Genomic DNA, 15,409 nt, shown 5'->3' with positions numbered 1-15,409 from the left:
GGACCGGCGGGGCCGGATCCGTCCGTGGCGCACCGCCCGTCCGCCTCGGTCGTTCGCGGGGCGCGCGCCTCCGGCCGTTCCTGGTACCGGTCGCCATGAAACCATCCCAAAGCCCCAAGGGGTTTCAAACAGTTAGACTTCGGTTCCTTTCCACCCGGGACCACCGTCCTGTGTCCGGACGGCCGTGAGGACCCGGTGAAGCCGAGACGAATGGTGGGTCACATCTGCCCGGGTGGCGGTGAGTCGCGTCCGAATACCTGATAGACAGTGGATATCCACGGCTCGACCCGCCGTCGTATACCTTGTCGGCCGCCTTGGGGGGATCGCCGCACTGTGAAGCCGCTTCACCGTCACCTCGTCAACACCTCGCGCAAGGTCCTGTGCACGGCCGCGCTCGCGGCCAGCCTGACGACCGCCGCGGTGGTGACCAATACGTCCACCGCCGACGCGGGCGAGTCCGAGCCCACTCCGGACAGCCCCCAGGCCACCGACCGCGGCGACGCCCGCCTCGATCTGCCCGACCCGCTCGCCGATCCGGCCGTACCGCCCACCGAGGGCGCGGGGGCCGCTGAGGGGATCAGCGGGATACCCGCGACCGCCCTCGACGCGTACAAGCGGGCCGAGCTCTCCGTCGCCGCCGCGCTCCCCGGCTGCAAGCTGCCCTGGCAACTGATCGCCGGCATCGGCCGCGTCGAGTCCGTCCACGCCTCCGGCTACGGACTCAAGAACGACGGCTACACCGAGAAGCCGATCCGCGGCCCGCGCCTCGACGGCAACGGGTTCGCCGAGATCAAGGACACCGACAAGGGCGAGTTCGACGGGGACGCCGTCTACGACCGCGCCGTCGGCCCGCTCCAGTTCATCCCCTCCACCTGGGCGAAGTGGGGCGCCGACGGCAACGGCGACTCCAAGCGCGATCCGAACAACATCTACGACGCGGCGCTGGGCGCGGGCCTCTACCTGTGCGCGGGCGACCGTGACCTCTCGGACCAGGCGCAGCTCGACCGGGCGATCCTCAGCTACAACAACTCCCGCGAGTACGTGAACACGGTGCTCGGGTACATGCACCAGTACCAGAACGGCGCCACCGGCGTGGTGAACCCGCCGGCCGGCGACTACACGCCGCCGCCCACGAGGACGCTGCCCACGCCGACTCCCACCCCGAAGCCGAAGCCCACCCCGACTCCCACCCCGACCCCGACTCCCACGCCGAAGCCCACGCCGAAGCCGGAGGAGCCGAAGCCGACGCCGGCGCCGACCCTGGCCAAGCTGGAGCTGCTCGGCAGCGCGGAGCTCACGGCTGAGGCCGGTTCGGCGTTCACGGCGGTCCCGCGGATCAAGGCGGTGCTCAGCGACGGCAAGCCGGCCGCCGCGAAGCCCATCCTCTTCGAGCTCAAGGACGACACCACGGGCTCCACCATCGGCGCCGAGGGCAAGACGTTCCTCGTGGTCGACACCGACTCCGAGGGCGTCGCGGCCCTGCCCGGCCTGAAGGCCGGTGCCAAGGCGGGCGGTTTCACCCTGCGGGTGGCCGCGTACAACACCGCGGCGCAGTTGACGGTGAACTTCACCGGCACCGTCACGGCGAAGCCGGCCCCGGTCGCGGACAAGCTGGCCCGTACCGACGCAGGCGCGGACAAGCCCCTGGAGGTCGAGGCGGGCAAGGTCCTGGCGGGCCTGGAGGTCACGGCCACGGCCCAGGGCAAGGCCGCGGAGGGCACGCAGGTCACCGCCGGACTCGTCGAGCAGAACGAGAAGGACGGCCCGTGGGTCCCCGTGGACCCGGCGAAGTCCAAGGGCCCCTGGTTCAAGGACAAGGACGGCAACAAGGTCACGAGCCTGCTCCTGGCCCCGGCCGGCGCCGACGGCAAGATCGCGCTGCCGCAGCTCTACACCACGGACGTGGCCCCGGGCACGTACCACCTGCGCCTGGTCACGAAGGACAACGTGGTCCTGGTCCTGGACCTGAAGATCACGGCGGCCACGACGCCGACCCCGGCACCGGCCACGACGCCGGCCCCGGCCACCACGCGGGCTCGGTAGGCCCTCGGGTCCGCACCCGCCCCCAGACCGCCCCCGGTCGCCGTCCCGACGGCGACCGGGGGCGGTTCGCGTTCCCCGCACCCCACCCGGGAGGGGAAAGGCAGGAGCCCCGCCCCTCCGCTCGCACGGAGGAGCAGGGCTCCTTGGGTACTGCTTTTCCAACCGCGATGAGAGTTGGCCCAGGCGATTAGGCCGGGGTGACGTTCTCCGCCTGCGGGCCCTTCGGACCCTGCGTGACGTCGAAGTTCACCATCTGGTTCTCCTCGAGGGAGCGGAAGCCAGAGGCGTTGATCGCGGAGTAGTGGACGAAGACATCCGGGCCGCCGCCGTCCTGGGCGATGAAGCCGAAGCCCTTTTCAGCGTTGAACCACTTCACGGTTCCGGTAGCCATGAGCCCTCCTATGGGCCAAAGGGTCGCCCTGCTCCAGAACCTGCTAAGAAGTCTGAAAACTACAAAAGCCTGCGGGTCACATTCTCCGCAGGCCTCGTACTGCAAGGGAAACCAAACTGCAACTTGCGACGAGCCTAGCACGCACCCCGTGGCGGAGACCAGAGGGAAAGATCACGTCACCCGGACGTTTGAGGGCCGCCTGAAGGCTGACGCGGACCCGGGGGCTAGTCTCGCGATGTGGACGTCTATCGCAGCCGGCCCCGCGTCGGCCACATTCAGTTCCTGAACTGCCTCCCGCTCTACTGGGGGCTGGCCAGAACCGGCACGCTGCTGGACCTGGAGCTGACCAAGGACACCCCCGAGAAGCTCAGCGAGCGCCTCGTCCAGGGGGAGCTCGACATGGGTCCGATCACCCTCGTGGAGTTCCTCCGCAACGCCGACCAGCTCGTCGCGTTCCCCGATCTCGCGGTCGGCTGCGACGGCCCCGTCATGTCCTGCGTGATCGTTTCGCAGCTGCCGCTGGAGCAGCTGGACGGGGCGCGCGTCGCCCTCGGTTCGACCTCCCGCACGTCCGTACGCCTCGCCCAGCTGCTGCTTTCCGAGCGGTACGGGGTCGAGCCGGACTACTACACCTGCCCGCCCGACCTGGGGCTGATGATGCAGGAGGCGGACGCCGCCGTACTGATCGGGGACGCCGCGCTGCGCGCCTCGCTGCACGACGCGCCCCGGCTCGGCCTCCACGTGCACGACCTGGGGCAGATGTGGAAGGAGTGGACCGGACTGCCGTTCGTCTTCGCCGTCTGGGCCGCCCGCAAGGACTACCTCGCCCGCGAGCCGCACGTCGTGCGGAAGGTGCACGAGGCCTTCCTCGACTCCCGTGACCTCTCCCTGGAGGAGGTCGCCAAGGTCGCCGAGCAGGCGGCACGCTGGGAGGCCTTCGACGCCGATCTCCTGGAGCGGTACTTCACGACGCTCGACTTCCGTTTCGGGCCCGAACAGTTGGCCGGTGTGAGGGAATTCGCCCGCCGTACGGGACCGAGTACGGGCTATGACGCCGACGTCGCGGTGGAGTTGCTGAACGGGGACGGCGTGCGCTGCTGATCATTTCCGATCGGGGCCGCCGGTTCCGGCTCCCCTTCCGGTTCCTGTTCCCGTTCCCGTGCCGGTTCGGCGGAAATGCCGTTTCCCGGGAATTCCCCCTCTTTTCGCTTTCCCGTCCACGAGGGGGAATACCGCGCCGCGGCGGGCCGCCCACCCCTAAGGTGCTCTTGGCCGGTCCGCGACCGGCCGCCGGCGCTCAGTGCCCGGTACTCAGCGCTCAGGCACCGACGGGGGAGGGGGGACGCGATGCAGCCGCTCGAAGCCGGCGAACCGCGGACCATCGGCGCGTACCGGCTGCTCGGCCGGCTCGGCTCGGGCGGCATGGGCCGGGTCTACCTCGGCCGCAGCGCCGGAGGCCGGACCGTCGCCGTCAAGATCGTGCACCCGCACTTCGCCTCCGACGAGGAGTTCCGCGCCCGCTTCCGCCGCGAGGTGGAGGCCGCGCGCCGCGTCGGCGGGGAGTGGACCGCGCCCGTCCTGGACGCCGACCCGGAAGCGGCCGTGCCGTGGGTGGCCACCGGGTACGTGGCGGGCCCCTCGCTCGGCGGCGCCCTGGCCGCGCACGGGCCCCTTCCGGAGGGCTCCGTACGGGCCGTCGGCGAAGGCCTGGCGCGCGCCCTGGTGGCCGTGCACGGTCTGGGACTGGTCCACCGGGACGTGAAGCCCTCGAACGTGATGCTGACCCTCGACGGCCCCCGGCTCATCGACTTCGGCATCGCCCGCGCCACGGAAGGCACGGCATCGCTGACCTCCACCGGCGTCTCCATCGGCTCCCCCGGCTACATGTCCCCCGAGCAGATCCTCGGCAAGGGGCTCACCGGGGCGGCCGACGTGTTCTCGCTCGGCGCCGTGCTCGCGTTCGCGGCCACCGGCCGGCCGCCGTTCACCGGGGACAACGCGGCGACGCTCCTCTACAAGGTGGTCCACGAACCGCCGGACCTCGACGACGTCCCGGCCGGCGAGCTGCGCGAGCTGATCGCGGGCTGCCTGGCCAAGGCCCCCGCCGACCGGCCCGCCCCGGCGGCGATCGCGCAGGCGCTCTCCGGCGCCCTGCGCGCCCCCGGCTGGCTTCCCGCGCCGCTGCTGGAGGACGCCAGCCGCGCCGCCATGGCCCTGCTGGACCTGGAGGCCGCGCCGACGGGGCCCCCGGAGGGCGCCGCGGCCCCGGGCCGCGAACCCGCGTCCGGGCCGGTGCCGTTCACGGCCGCCTCGTACGGGGGCCCCGCGGCCGGTTTCGGAGCGCCGGACCCCTCGTACGGGAGCGCCGCCGGCTCCGGCGGCCCCGCCCCCTCGTACGGCCCCTACGGGCCGCCGCCCCCCGACGCGGCGCACAGCCCCACCGAGACCGGCGGGGGCGGGGGCCGGGTGCCGCAGCCTCGGACCGCCCCCGGCCAGGCGCGCCAGGTCACCCTCAACGCGGCCGGACGGCGCTTCAGCTGCTCGCTGGTCCTCGTGTCGGCCGCGGCCCTGGTCGCGCTGTCCGGCGGCGGCCTGTACGGGCTGGGACTGCTCCCCGGGACCGGGGGCGACGCCGACGGGCACGCGTCCGGCGACACCGCCGCCACGCCCCCTTCGGCGACCCCCTCCGCCACCCCCTCGACGGCCAAGCCCTCGACGGGTGCGCCGGCCGGCACCCGGGGCGACGTCCCCAAGCAGCTCACCGGCACCTGGAAGGGCACGGTCACCACCGCCCGCGCGGGGGTCCCCAGCGAGTTCCAGATCACGATCAAGGGCGGAAAGGTCGGCGAGATCGTCGGGCGGGACAAGTCGGTCCTGCCGCTCTTCGGCACCGACTGCAGCGGCGACTGGAAACTGGTCTCCGCCACCGACCGCTCACTCGTCCTGGACACCGCGGGCGGCACCAACCCCGCGCCCGGCATCTGCTCCAACGGCTCCGCCGACGAGCGCTTCACCCTGAACGCCAACGGGACGCTCCACTACAAGTCGGGCGACGGCCCGGCCGGAAACCCCGAAGGCGACCTGACCCGCATCCCCTGAAAGCCGCCGACGGGCCCTGGCGTAGGCTGGATCGGTCCGTACCTCTTGACACCGCCGAAAGGTGACGCACCGGTGACCGACCAGGCCGCTCTCCAGTCTGTCCTCGACCGTGCCGCCGCAGGGGGCCGGATCACCAAGGAAGAGGCGCTCGACCTCTACCGGCACGCCCCGCTGCACGCGCTCGGCCAGGCCGCCGACGCCGCGCGCCGCCGCCGCTACGCCGGCACCGAGCACATCGCGACGTACATCATCGAGCGCAACATCAACTACACGAACGTGTGCGTCACGGCGTGCAAGTTCTGCGCCTTCTACGCGGCCCCGAAGGACACGAAGAAGGGCTGGTCCCGCGACCTCGACGACATCCTGCGCCGCTGCGCGGAGACCGTGGAGCTCGGCGGCACGCAGATCATGTTCCAGGGCGGACACCACCCGGACTACGGCGTGGAGTACTACGAGGAGCACTTCTCCGCGATCAAGAAGGCGTTCCCGCAGCTGGTCATCCACTCCCTCGGTGCCTCCGAGGTCGACCACATGGCCCGCATCTCGGGCGTCTCGGCGCAGGAGGCCATCCAGCGGATCCACGCCGCGGGCCTCGACTCCTTCGCGGGCGCCGGCGCCGAACTCCTGCCGGAGCGGCCGCGCAAGGCGATCGCCCCGCTGAAGGAGTCCGGCGAGCGCTGGCTGGAGATCATGGAGATCGCCCACCAGCTGGGTGTGGAGTCCACCTCCACCATGCTGATGGGCACGGGCGAGACGAACGCCGAGCGCATCGAGCACATCGCGATGATCCGCGACACGCAGGACCGCACGGGCGGCTTCCGCGCCTTCATCCCGTACACGTACCAGCCCGAGAACAACCACCTCAAGGGCCGCACGCAGGCGACGGTCTTCGAGTACCTGCGCATGATCGCGATCGCGCGGCTCTTCCTCGACAACATCGCCCACATCCAGGGCTCCTGGCTGACCGTGGGCAAGGAGGCGGGCCAACTCTCGCTGCACTACGGTGCGGACGACCTCGGCTCGATCATGCTGGAGGAGAACGTGGTCTCCTCGGCCGGCGCCAAGCACCGCTCGAACCGCCAGGAGATCATCGACCTGATCCGCAAGGCGGGCCGGGTCCCGGCGCAGCGCGCGACGACGTACGAGCACCTCCTCGTGCACGACGACCCGGCGAACGACCCGGTCGACGACCGCGTGGTCTCGCACATCTCCTCGACGGCGATCGAGGGTGGCACGGCGCACCCCGAGCTGAAGCTCATCTCCACGAACTGACCTACCCGTGCTGACGCTTCACACCGCCGACCTCCTGTTCCCCGGGGCGGGCCGCGCGCCGCTGCCCGCCGGGGCGGTCCTGGTCGAGGGCGACCGGATCGCCCGGGTGGGCCCGTACGAGGAGCTCGCGGCGGGCTGCCCGCACGCGCGGGTCCGGCGCTGGCCCGGGGTGCTGACCCCGGGGCTCCTGGTGCGCGAGGCCGACGAGCTGCTGGAGCGGACGTACTACCCGGACGACCCGTACGAGACCGCCGAACTCGGGGCCGACCCGATCAGCGGCGCCGGGGCGCTTGCCGAGCTGAAGCTGACGGAGTCCCGCTGGGGCAACAGCGCCCGGCGGGCCACGCAGAAGCTGCTGGCCCGCGGGGTGGTGGCGGTGGCCGGGAGGCTCACGGTCCCGGCGGTCCGCACCGCGGTCTCCCGCTCGGGCCTGACCCTCCTCCCGCAGGCGGCCGCCCCCGGGACCCCCTCACTGGACCCCTTCGCCGGCCGCGAGTCGCCCGAGGAGGCCTTCCACGGGGCACTCGAAGCGGGCGCCCCGGCCCGCTTCGCGGCCTTCGCCGTGGCCGACCCGGAACAGCTCCTCGCCGAGGGCGCCACCACCTGCGTGGCCACGGTCATATCCGGCCGCCTCCTCCACCGCCGCCGCTAGCGCTGCCCGCCTGACCTGCTGCTATCCTCCGGCGACAGTGCATCACCGGGGGGTATTCATGAGTCTTGCCGTCGTCCTGCTGACCGTCGGTCTCCTCAGTTTCGCGGGAGGCGGCGCGGTCGCACTGAACCTCGGGGGCAGCGCCACCGCGCTGGAGCGGCGGGGTGAGGCCAACGCCGAGCTGGCGAGGCACGCCCGGGGCGACCTCGGCCCGGCCACGCGGCACATGTCTGCCGGGCTCTACCGGGCCCTGTGCGCGATCGTGGCTTTTGGCGGGCTCGTCCTCAGCCTCGGCGGGCTGCTGGAACTCGCCTGAGGGGATCGGTGCCGGGGAGGCCGGGTTCCTGCGAGCCGGCGGACTCGCGGGCCAGGGCCGCCAGGAGGCAGGCCTGGAGGCGGCTGATGCCGCCCAGCTTCGCTCTTATGTTGTGCACGTGGAACTTGACCGTGCTGACGGACAGCCGGAGCTCGACCGCGAGTTCCGCGTTCGAGGCGCCGGTGGCCAGGGACCGGAACACGGCCGACTCCTGCTCGGTGAGCTGGGCCTGCGGCGGTACGTCCTGCCCCGTGCGGGGCGGGAACCAGACGGGGACGCTGTAGCTGACGACGCGCATGGTTCCACTCCTCGCCCCCGGCCGGTGGTCGAGCGGTCAACTCGTGCGGCCCGTCGGATCTCTCTGCCCTATGGGACGGGTGGTCCCGACAGGTAGGTTCCATTTCCGTCGAACGGCCAGGCATTGGCCTGGCAGCCGAGCAGCCCCTTGATCTGCTGCATCATCGCCGGAGCGGGCTTCCCGGGGCCCGGACAGGTCTCGTGGTCGTGGCCCAGTTCATGGCCCACCTCGTGGTTGACGATCAGCGCCCGGTACTCCTCCACGGCCCCCTTGAACTGCGGAGATCCCTCCAGCCAGCGCTTGAGGTTCACCACGACGGTGTGGCCGGCCCGGCAGTTCGTCTCGCCGATCAGCTCCGGGGTGACCACCTCGCACAGCCGGTCGGTGGTCGCGGGTGTGGCGATCTTCACGGTGAAGTCCACCGGCTGGCCGGCCCCGACGAGCTGGAAGCCGTACGCCGGGTCCTTGATCCAGCCTCGGGGGTCCCCGAGGATCCTCTCCACGGACTGGGCCGCGGCGTTCGCGTCGACCCCGCTCCCGTCCTCGACCTCGATCCGCCACTTGCGGGCGGGCCCCTTGCCCTGCGGCTGCCCCGGACGGGAGGAGGCCGCGAAGGTGCCCGGGCCGGACCGGGGCGTCTTGCCCGCGGTCGGTCCGCCCCCCTCGCCGCCCGGCTTCGCGGGGTCGGCGGCGGGCTTCCCGGACCCGGCGGACCCTCCGGAGGCTCCGGACCCGGCCGAGGCCGGGGGAGGGGCGACGGCGGGGTCCTGGCCGGGCGCGGCGGAGGCGGCGCCGGGCGTACCGGGGGCCGGCGCGGCCACGGAATCCGAGACGGAGGAGGCGTCGTCCAGCGGCACGACCGCGTACGCGGTCGCCGCCACGGTGGCCACCGCCGCCGCTGCCAGGAGCGTGCGGTGGAGCCGCCTGCGCCGCTCGGCCCGCTCCCGGGCGCGGCGGCCGAGACGGGAACTTCGACCGTGACCGGTGGTATGGCCTGCCGGCATCGTGGAGCCCTTTGTTCGGGAACATCGTGTTTCGGTGGGCCTTCTCCAGGCCGTACGCGCCAGTCAACGCGGGCGCGCGTGCTCCGCGTAACTGTCCATCGGGCCAGTTGTGCCCCCGGCGGTGGGGCCCGGGGCCGCCTGCGAGAATGGCCCGGTATCAGCCCACCCGTACCGCACCGCACCTGAGGGGCCAACGCCAGTGACCCGCGCTTCCCTGGACAAGCAGCCGCACGAAGTCGCCTCCATGTTCGACGGTGTGGCGGCGAACTACGATCTCACCAACGACGTCCTCTCCCTCGGGCAGGCCCGCCTGTGGCGCAAGGAGGTCGCCAAGGCGGTCGGTGCGCGCCCCGGGCACACGGTGCTGGACCTGGCCGCCGGTACCGCGACCTCCTCGCTGCCGTTCGCCGCGACGGGCGCGTACGTCGTCCCCTGCGACTTCTCCCTCGGCATGCTCCGCGAGGGCAAGAAGCGGCACGCCTGGCTGCCGCTGACCGCGGGCGACGCGACGAGGCTGCCGTTCAAGGACGACGTCTTCGACACCGTGACGATCTCCTTCGGGCTGCGCAACGTGCAGGACACGGACGCCGCGCTGCGCGAGCTGTACCGGGTGACCAAGCCGGGCGGGCAGGTCGTGATCTGCGAGTTCTCGCAGCCCACGTGGGGCCCCTTCCGGACGGTGTACACGGAGTACCTGATGCGCGCCCTGCCGCCGGTGGCCCGCGCGGTCTCCTCCAACCCCGACGCGTACGTCTACCTCGCCGAGTCGATCCGCGAGTGGCCCGACCAGCCGGCGCTGGCCGGCCTGCTGCAGAAGGCCGGCTGGTCGAAGGTGGCCTGGCGGAACCTGAGCGGCGGCATCGTGGCGCTGCACCGCGGCGTCAAGACGGTCTAGGCGCAGGGCGCGGCGGACCCGTGGACTACCAGCCCCTCCTGGAGCAGATAGCGGCCGATGTCGCCCCCCTGGTGGGCGGCGGCACCCCGGCCGAGTACATCCCCGCGCTCGCGTCCGTGGACCCGGGGCAGTTCGGGATGGCCGTCGCCGATCTCGACGGGAAGGTCTACGGGGTGGGGGACTGGCAGGTCCCGTTCTCGGCCCAGTCGATCACGAAGGTCTTCGCGCTGGCGCTGGCGCTGGCCGAGGGCGGCGACAGCCTGTGGGAGCGGGTCGGGCGGGAGCCTTCGGGCAACCCGTTCAACTCCCTGGTGCAGCTGGAGTACGAGAACGGCGTTCCGCGCAATCCCTTCATCAACGCGGGCGCGCTGGTGGTCACGGACCGGCTCCAGACGCTGACGGGCGACGCGAGCAGCGAACTGCTGGAGTTCCTCCGTCAGGAGAGCGGCAACCCCGAGCTCGGCTTCGACGCGGAGGTGGCGGCCTCGGAGCAGTCGCACGGTGACCGCAACGCGGCGCTGGCGCACTTCATGGCCTCGTACGGGAACATCGACAACCCGGTGCCGACGCTGCTGGACCACTACTTCTGGCAGTGCGCGATCGAGATGAGCTGCGCGGACCTGGCACGGGCGGCGCGGTTCCTGGCCCGGCACGGGCTGCGGGCCGACGGGTCGCGGCTGCTGACGCGGAGCGAGGCGAAGCAGGTCAACGCGGTGATGCTGACCTGTGGGACGTACGACGCGGCGGGCGAGTTCGCGTACCGCGTCGGCCTCCCCGGGAAGAGCGGCGTGGGCGGCGGGATCGTGGCGGTGGTGCCGGGCGTGTGCACGCTGGCCGTGTGGTCACCGGGCCTGGACCCGCACGGCAACTCCGTCGCGGGTGTCGCGTCCCTGGACCGGTTCACGACGTTGACCGGTCTGTCCGTCTTCTGACGCGCCGCCCGCCCGCCCGCCCGCTCGCCCGGTCCGGCCGTGGCGGGCCTCTCCGCCCGGGCCGGGCTACCCCGCGGCCAGGACGAGTTCGTAGCGGCGGCCGTAACCGCGGCCGCCGGGGAGCGGGGAGCGCTCCGCCATGGTCATGCCGAGCCGTTCCGCGACCGCGATCGAGCGGCGGTTCTCGTCGTTGATCATCGCGACCACCCGCCCCAGCCCCGCGGCCCGCACGCGCTCCAGCGTCGCCAGGGCGGCGGCGTACGCGTAGCCCTTGCCCCACGCCGAGCGGCCCAGGCGCCAGCCGATCTCGATCTCGCCGACCGGCCCCCACGCCTTCTCCTGCGGCCACGGCTGCGCACCCGTGAAGCCGATCACCGCGCCGTCCGCGTCCAGCAGCGTCCACAGGCAGAAGCCGAGCTGTGCGTCGTGCATCCGCTGGCGCGCCGTGAACTCCTCGTACAGGGACAGCTCGGCCGGACCGCCGAGGAACTCCATCACGTCGGGGTCGTCGAAGACCTCGTGCCAGGCCCGGGCGTCCTCGTCGGTCGGCACGCGCAGCCGGACGGTGGGGAGCGAGGCGGGCGAGGTGGGCGAAGCGGTCATCGGGGCAGCCCTTCGGGTTCGTGATCTCTCTCGCTGCATAGACTGCACATGTCCCGTGCCGTTGGGCACCCCTTATCGAGCCTTCGGGAGACCCCGCAGTGACCGAGCCCCTCTCCGAACACTCCGCGGATGTGATCGTCGTCGGGGCCGGGCCCGCCGGCTCGACCACGGCCTACTACCTCGCCAAGGCCGGACTCGACGTCCTGCTGCTGGAGAAGACGGCGTTCCCGCGCGAAAAGGTCTGCGGTGACGGCCTGACCCCGCGCGCCACCAAGCAGCTGGTGGCGATGGGCATCGACGTCTCCGAAGAGGCCGGCTGGCTCCGCAACAAGGGCCTGCGGATCATCGGAGGCGGCCAGCGCCTCCAGCTGGACTGGCCGGAACTCGCCTCCTTCCCGGACTACGGACTCGTCCGCAAGCGCGACGACTTCGACGAGACGCTGGCCCGCCAGGCCCAGAAGGCCGGCGCCCGCCTGTACGAGCGCTGCAACGTGGGCGAGCCCGTCCGCGACCCGCGCACCGGGCACATCACCGGCGTGCAGGCGAAGCTGGGCGAGGAGAAGACCCCGGTCACCTTCAGCGCCCCGCTGGTGGTGGCCGCCGACGGCAACTCCTCGCGCCTGTCGCTCGCCATGGGCCTGCACCGGCGCGAGGACCGCCCGATGGGCGTGGCCGTCCGTACGTACTTCACCTCGCCCCGGCACGACGACGACTACCTGGAGTCCTGGCTGGAGCTGTGGGACCGGCGCGGCGCGCAGGACCGGCTGCTGCCCGGCTACGGCTGGATCTTCGGCATGGGCGACGGCACGTCCAACGTCGGCCTCGGCATCCTCAACTCCTCCTCCGCCTTCCGGGAGCTGGACTGGCGCGAGGTCCTCAAGGCCTGGTGCGCCTCGATGCCCGAGGACTGGGGTTACACGCCCGAGAACATGACGCAGCCGATCCGCGGCGCGGCCCTGCCGATGGCCTTCAACCGGCAGCCGCACTACACCAAGGGCCTGCTGTTGGTCGGCGACGCGGGCGGGCTCGTCAACCCGTTCAACGGCGAGGGCATCGCTTATGCGATGGAATCCGGGCAGATCGCCGCCGACGTCATCGTGCAGGCGCACGCCCGGGCCACTCCGGCCCAGCGCGAGCTCGCGCTGCACAGCTACCCGAAGGTGCTCAAGGAGACGTACGGCGGGTACTACTCGCTGGGCCGCGCCTTCGTGAAGCTGATCGGCAACCCGAAGGTCATGAAGGTCGCCGCGCAGCGCGGCCTGACGCACCCGGTGCTGATGCGCTTCACGCTGAAGATGCTGGCGAACCTGACCGACCCGTCGGGCGGCGACGCCATGGACCGCGTCATCAACGGCCTCTCGAAGGTGGCCCCCAAGGCCTGAGGCGGGGCCGGGTACTGGGCTAGGGAGCGGGGCGGACCGGTTTCTTGCCGGTTCGGCCCGCTTCGCCGGTTTCGGCCGGGGCCGGTTCCCCGCCGTGGACGGTCCGCACGCAGCGGGCCACCAGCACCGTGCCCCAGAGCAGCAGGGCGAAGGCAACGGCCCAGCCGAGTCCCAGGATGACGGGATGTCCGGGTTTGTGCCAAGGGCGGGTGGTGTTCAGCAGCCACCCGCCGACCGCGAGCAGGAAGAGCCCGGTCGCGGCGGGGACGGAAGTGGGGTCGGCGGCGCCGTCTTTCTCCTCGTACGCGTCGGTCATCACGGTCCGCCACCTCCTGGCCTGAATCGGGCGCTGCGCACCGCCATCCTCTCAGGGCGCCGGCGGACGCGGAAAGGGCCGGCACTCCGCCCCCGAGCGGGGGAGTGCCGGCCCTCGGGCCGTGCCGGGACGTACGCGGACGGCCCGGAGCGCGCCGAGACGCGCCGAGCGCGCTGAGAGGGGCTCAGGGAGCCCCTGGGGAAGCCCAGGTGCCCGGGACGGGCCTCGGGAGCGCCAGGAGCCTCAGAGGATGCGGACGGCGCCCGTCGGCTTGTCGTAGCTCAGGGAGCGCTCGACGATGCCCGTGCTGGGATTCTGGGCGCCCACGAACTTGCCGCCGCCGACGTAGATGGCGACGTGGTAGGCGTTGCCGCGGGAGCCCCAGTACAGGACGTCGCCGGGCTGGAGGGCGCTCAGGGAGACCGAGGTGCCCTCCGCCGACTGGTCCTGCGACATGCGCGGCAGGGAGACGCCGGCCTGGCGGTAGGCGGCCTGGACGAGGCCGGAGCAGTCGTACGAGGACGGACCGGTGCCGCCGCTGATGTACGCCTTGCCGACCTGCGCGCGGGCGAAGTTGACGATGGCGGCGGCGGAGCCGGTCGCCGGGGCGGTGACGGTGCCCGAGCCCAGCTCGGAGCCCGAGTCCGACGCGGAGGCGTTCTGGAGGCTGCCCCGGGAGGAGCTGCGGCCCGCGCGCTCGGCCTCGGCCTTGCGGTCCGCCTCCTCCTTCGCCTTCTTCTCGGCGTCGGCCTTCTGGGCCTCTTCCTTGGCCTTCTTCGCCTCGGCGGCAGCGCCCGTACGGGCCTGCTCCTCCTGGGTGCGCAGCTCACCGGTGACGGCGGCGGCGGCCGTGTTCTCGGCGGCGGTGGTGACGGCGGAGGAGACGTCGGCGGCCAGGTCCAGGTTCAGGACCGGCATTTCGAGCGTCGTCTCGGTCACGGGCTCGGACGGGGACGCGCTCGCCGTGCCGGCCATCGCCAGGGTGCTGAGGACGCCACCGGCGACTCCGGCGCGGACCGCGAGCTTCGAGGCGCTGCGACGGGGCTTCCGGTGGCTGGGTATGTGAGCGGTGTGGGACATGAGGACAACCGCTATCAGGGGGTCCGGGTTCCCTTCAAGAAACGTGGTCTGCGCCACAGTTGTTCGCGAACCGGGCTAACCGGGCGCGTCGCGCGTCTTATTGACGCCGTAACGGACGTATCGGACACGCCGTCACAAGGCTGTGATCAAGGGGTTTCAGCAATAAGTCCGAATTGATCTGCGACCTACCATCAGTGCGCACAGATGGCCAAGCCCCGTTTCGGAACCGAGAATCCGGTGTGGCGCAGGTCACGGATTCATCTCACTGTGAGGGCGCTGTGGTCCGTCCGTGATCCGGCCGTGAACTTCCCGTGGGCGCGGTCCCCCGCGCTCGTGAACGCGCGCACGCGCCGGGCGCCGTCCACTCGCGTCCCCGGAGCCTCCCCCGGCCGGGCGACGGCGATTTCCTTTACCCTGCAAGGCTTGATCCCGCAAATTTGCCTGCACTCGCCATCCTTTGATAGGGGCATCCGCCTTCCACCTGCGAAAACGGGGTCGGATGTCACCTTTGGTGATCATGTGGATGCTTCGCGTATGAAGATCACCACCTATCGGGCTTGATGATCGTTCGTCAGGTGGTGGAGATCACAAACTCGGTGTTGTTACCCGTGTCGCAGATCACAGAGGAGCAGGCATAAGATGCCCACCAGTCCGGCTTGTGAACTGCCTCACATGAGATCCCGTCGAGTTGGACGATCTTCGCGGGGCGGCCGGCACGGCGGTCCAACGGTCAAGGACGACTGGAAGGAGCGAGGAGCGTGAATGCGTACGCGCCCATCCTCGTGCTCGGCGCCCTCGGCGCAGGGTTTGCGATCTTCTCCGTGGTCATGGCCACGCTGATCGGCCCGAAACGGTACAACCGGGCGAAGCTCGAGGCGTACGAGTGCGGCATCGAGCCGACACCGACGCCGGCCGGCGGCGGCCGCTTCCCCATCAAGTACTACCTGACGGCGATGCTCTTCATCGTCTTCGACATCGAAGTTGTCTTCCTCTACCCCTGGGCGGTCACCTTCGACTCCCTGGGGATCTTCGGGCTCGTCGAGATGCTGCTCTTCGTGCTCACCGTCTTCGTGGCCTACGCCTACGTGTGGCGCCGCGGCGGCCTGGAATGGGACTGAGGGGCTGA

The 15,409-nt window shown here is 71.7% G+C and carries 16 protein-coding genes; 10 read left to right on the top strand and 6 right to left on the bottom strand.

The window, feature by feature from the left end:
- The first annotated feature begins 333 nt into the window (after nt 1–333).
- Nucleotides 334–2,043, top strand: a complete 1,710-nt coding sequence (locus ACS04_RS00900; protein WP_078864322.1) for a lytic transglycosylase domain-containing protein — start codon at nt 334–336, stop codon at nt 2,041–2,043.
- 187 nt (nt 2,044–2,230) lie between these two features.
- Here the strand turns inward: ACS04_RS00900 and ACS04_RS00895 are convergent, their stop codons facing one another.
- The gene (locus tag ACS04_RS00895; RefSeq protein WP_030162033.1) at nt 2,231–2,434 is read right to left on the bottom strand and encodes a cold-shock protein; all 204 of its coding nucleotides are present in this window, start codon (nt 2,432–2,434) and stop codon (nt 2,231–2,233) included.
- Nucleotides 2,435–2,671: 237 nt separating this feature from the next.
- Here ACS04_RS00895 and ACS04_RS00890 point away from each other — a divergent pair, with 237 nt between their 5' ends.
- From ACS04_RS00890 to ACS04_RS00870, 5 genes are all read left to right on the top strand, one after another.
- Complete coding sequence (locus tag ACS04_RS00890) at nt 2,672–3,535, top strand: menaquinone biosynthetic enzyme MqnA/MqnD family protein (protein WP_048474500.1); 864 nt, start codon at nt 2,672–2,674, stop codon at nt 3,533–3,535.
- 246 nt (nt 3,536–3,781) lie between these two features.
- On the top strand, nt 3,782–5,533 hold the full coding sequence (locus ACS04_RS00885; protein ID WP_048474499.1) for a serine/threonine-protein kinase: 1,752 nt from the start codon (nt 3,782–3,784) through the stop codon (nt 5,531–5,533).
- A 72-nt stretch (nt 5,534–5,605) separates the two neighbouring features.
- On the top strand, nt 5,606–6,805 hold the full coding sequence (mqnC, locus tag ACS04_RS00880; RefSeq protein WP_048474498.1) for a cyclic dehypoxanthinyl futalosine synthase: 1,200 nt from the start codon (nt 5,606–5,608) through the stop codon (nt 6,803–6,805).
- Nucleotides 6,806–6,812: 7 nt separating this feature from the next.
- Nucleotides 6,813–7,457 carry an imidazolonepropionase-like domain-containing protein gene (locus ACS04_RS00875; RefSeq protein WP_048474497.1) on the top strand — a complete coding sequence of 215 codons (645 nt, stop codon included), beginning with the start codon at nt 6,813–6,815 and terminating at the stop codon, nt 7,455–7,457.
- A 58-nt stretch (nt 7,458–7,515) separates the two neighbouring features.
- Nucleotides 7,516–7,773 carry a hypothetical protein gene (locus ACS04_RS00870; protein WP_048474496.1) on the top strand — a complete coding sequence of 86 codons (258 nt, stop codon included), beginning with the start codon at nt 7,516–7,518 and terminating at the stop codon, nt 7,771–7,773.
- On the opposite strand, the gene ACS04_RS00865 is transcribed toward ACS04_RS00870, so the two are convergent.
- Both ACS04_RS00865 and ACS04_RS35715 read right to left on the bottom strand, forming a co-directional pair.
- The gene (locus ACS04_RS00865) at nt 7,742–8,071 is read right to left on the bottom strand and encodes a response regulator transcription factor (protein WP_048474495.1); all 330 of its coding nucleotides are present in this window, start codon (nt 8,069–8,071) and stop codon (nt 7,742–7,744) included. The two genes, ACS04_RS00870 and ACS04_RS00865, sit on opposite strands and share 32 nt — an antisense overlap.
- A 68-nt stretch (nt 8,072–8,139) precedes the next feature.
- Nucleotides 8,140–9,075 carry a DUF3152 domain-containing protein gene (locus tag ACS04_RS35715; RefSeq protein ID WP_048474494.1) on the bottom strand — a complete coding sequence of 312 codons (936 nt, stop codon included), beginning with the start codon at nt 9,073–9,075 and terminating at the stop codon, nt 8,140–8,142.
- A 199-nt stretch (nt 9,076–9,274) separates the two neighbouring features.
- Here ACS04_RS35715 and ACS04_RS00855 point away from each other — a divergent pair, with 199 nt between their 5' ends.
- Together ACS04_RS00855 and ACS04_RS00850 are read left to right on the top strand one after the other, a co-directional pair.
- Nucleotides 9,275–9,970 carry a demethylmenaquinone methyltransferase gene (locus ACS04_RS00855; RefSeq protein ID WP_048474493.1) on the top strand — a complete coding sequence of 232 codons (696 nt, stop codon included), beginning with the start codon at nt 9,275–9,277 and terminating at the stop codon, nt 9,968–9,970.
- A 20-nt stretch (nt 9,971–9,990) separates the two neighbouring features.
- The gene (locus ACS04_RS00850) at nt 9,991–10,902 is read left to right on the top strand and encodes a glutaminase (RefSeq protein ID WP_048474492.1); all 912 of its coding nucleotides are present in this window, start codon (nt 9,991–9,993) and stop codon (nt 10,900–10,902) included.
- Between the two features lie 66 nt (nt 10,903–10,968).
- Here the strand turns inward: ACS04_RS00850 and ACS04_RS00845 are convergent, their stop codons facing one another.
- Nucleotides 10,969–11,505 carry a GNAT family N-acetyltransferase gene (locus ACS04_RS00845; protein ID WP_048474491.1) on the bottom strand — a complete coding sequence of 179 codons (537 nt, stop codon included), beginning with the start codon at nt 11,503–11,505 and terminating at the stop codon, nt 10,969–10,971.
- A 98-nt stretch (nt 11,506–11,603) separates the two neighbouring features.
- Between ACS04_RS00845 and ACS04_RS00840 the strand changes: the two genes are divergently transcribed.
- Nucleotides 11,604–12,887: a geranylgeranyl reductase family protein gene (locus tag ACS04_RS00840; protein ID WP_048474490.1), complete on the top strand. Its 1,284-nt coding sequence runs from the start codon at nt 11,604–11,606 to the stop codon at nt 12,885–12,887.
- 19 nt (nt 12,888–12,906) lie between these two features.
- Here ACS04_RS00840 and ACS04_RS00835 read toward each other — a convergent pair whose 3' ends face one another.
- Both ACS04_RS00835 and ACS04_RS00830 read right to left on the bottom strand, forming a co-directional pair.
- Nucleotides 12,907–13,206 carry a hypothetical protein gene (locus ACS04_RS00835; protein ID WP_158977146.1) on the bottom strand — a complete coding sequence of 100 codons (300 nt, stop codon included), beginning with the start codon at nt 13,204–13,206 and terminating at the stop codon, nt 12,907–12,909.
- Nucleotides 13,207–13,446: 240 nt separating this feature from the next.
- Nucleotides 13,447–14,283, bottom strand: coding sequence for a C40 family peptidase (locus ACS04_RS00830; RefSeq protein WP_048474488.1), 837 nt, complete (start codon nt 14,281–14,283; stop codon nt 13,447–13,449).
- Nucleotides 14,284–15,041: 758 nt separating this feature from the next.
- Between ACS04_RS00830 and ACS04_RS00825 the strand changes: the two genes are divergently transcribed.
- A complete protein-coding gene (locus ACS04_RS00825) occupies nt 15,042–15,401 on the top strand; it encodes an NADH-quinone oxidoreductase subunit A (RefSeq protein ID WP_030028256.1) in 360 nt (119 codons plus the stop codon).
- The last annotated feature ends 8 nt before the right edge of the window (nt 15,402–15,409 follow it).

The sequence above is a fragment of the Streptomyces roseus genome, from assembly GCF_001044425.1.
Taxonomy (GTDB): domain Bacteria; phylum Actinomycetota; class Actinomycetes; order Streptomycetales; family Streptomycetaceae; genus Streptomyces; species Streptomyces roseus.
The sequence above is the reverse complement of the archived record's forward strand: the minus strand, read 5'-3'. Positions and strand labels throughout refer to the sequence as shown.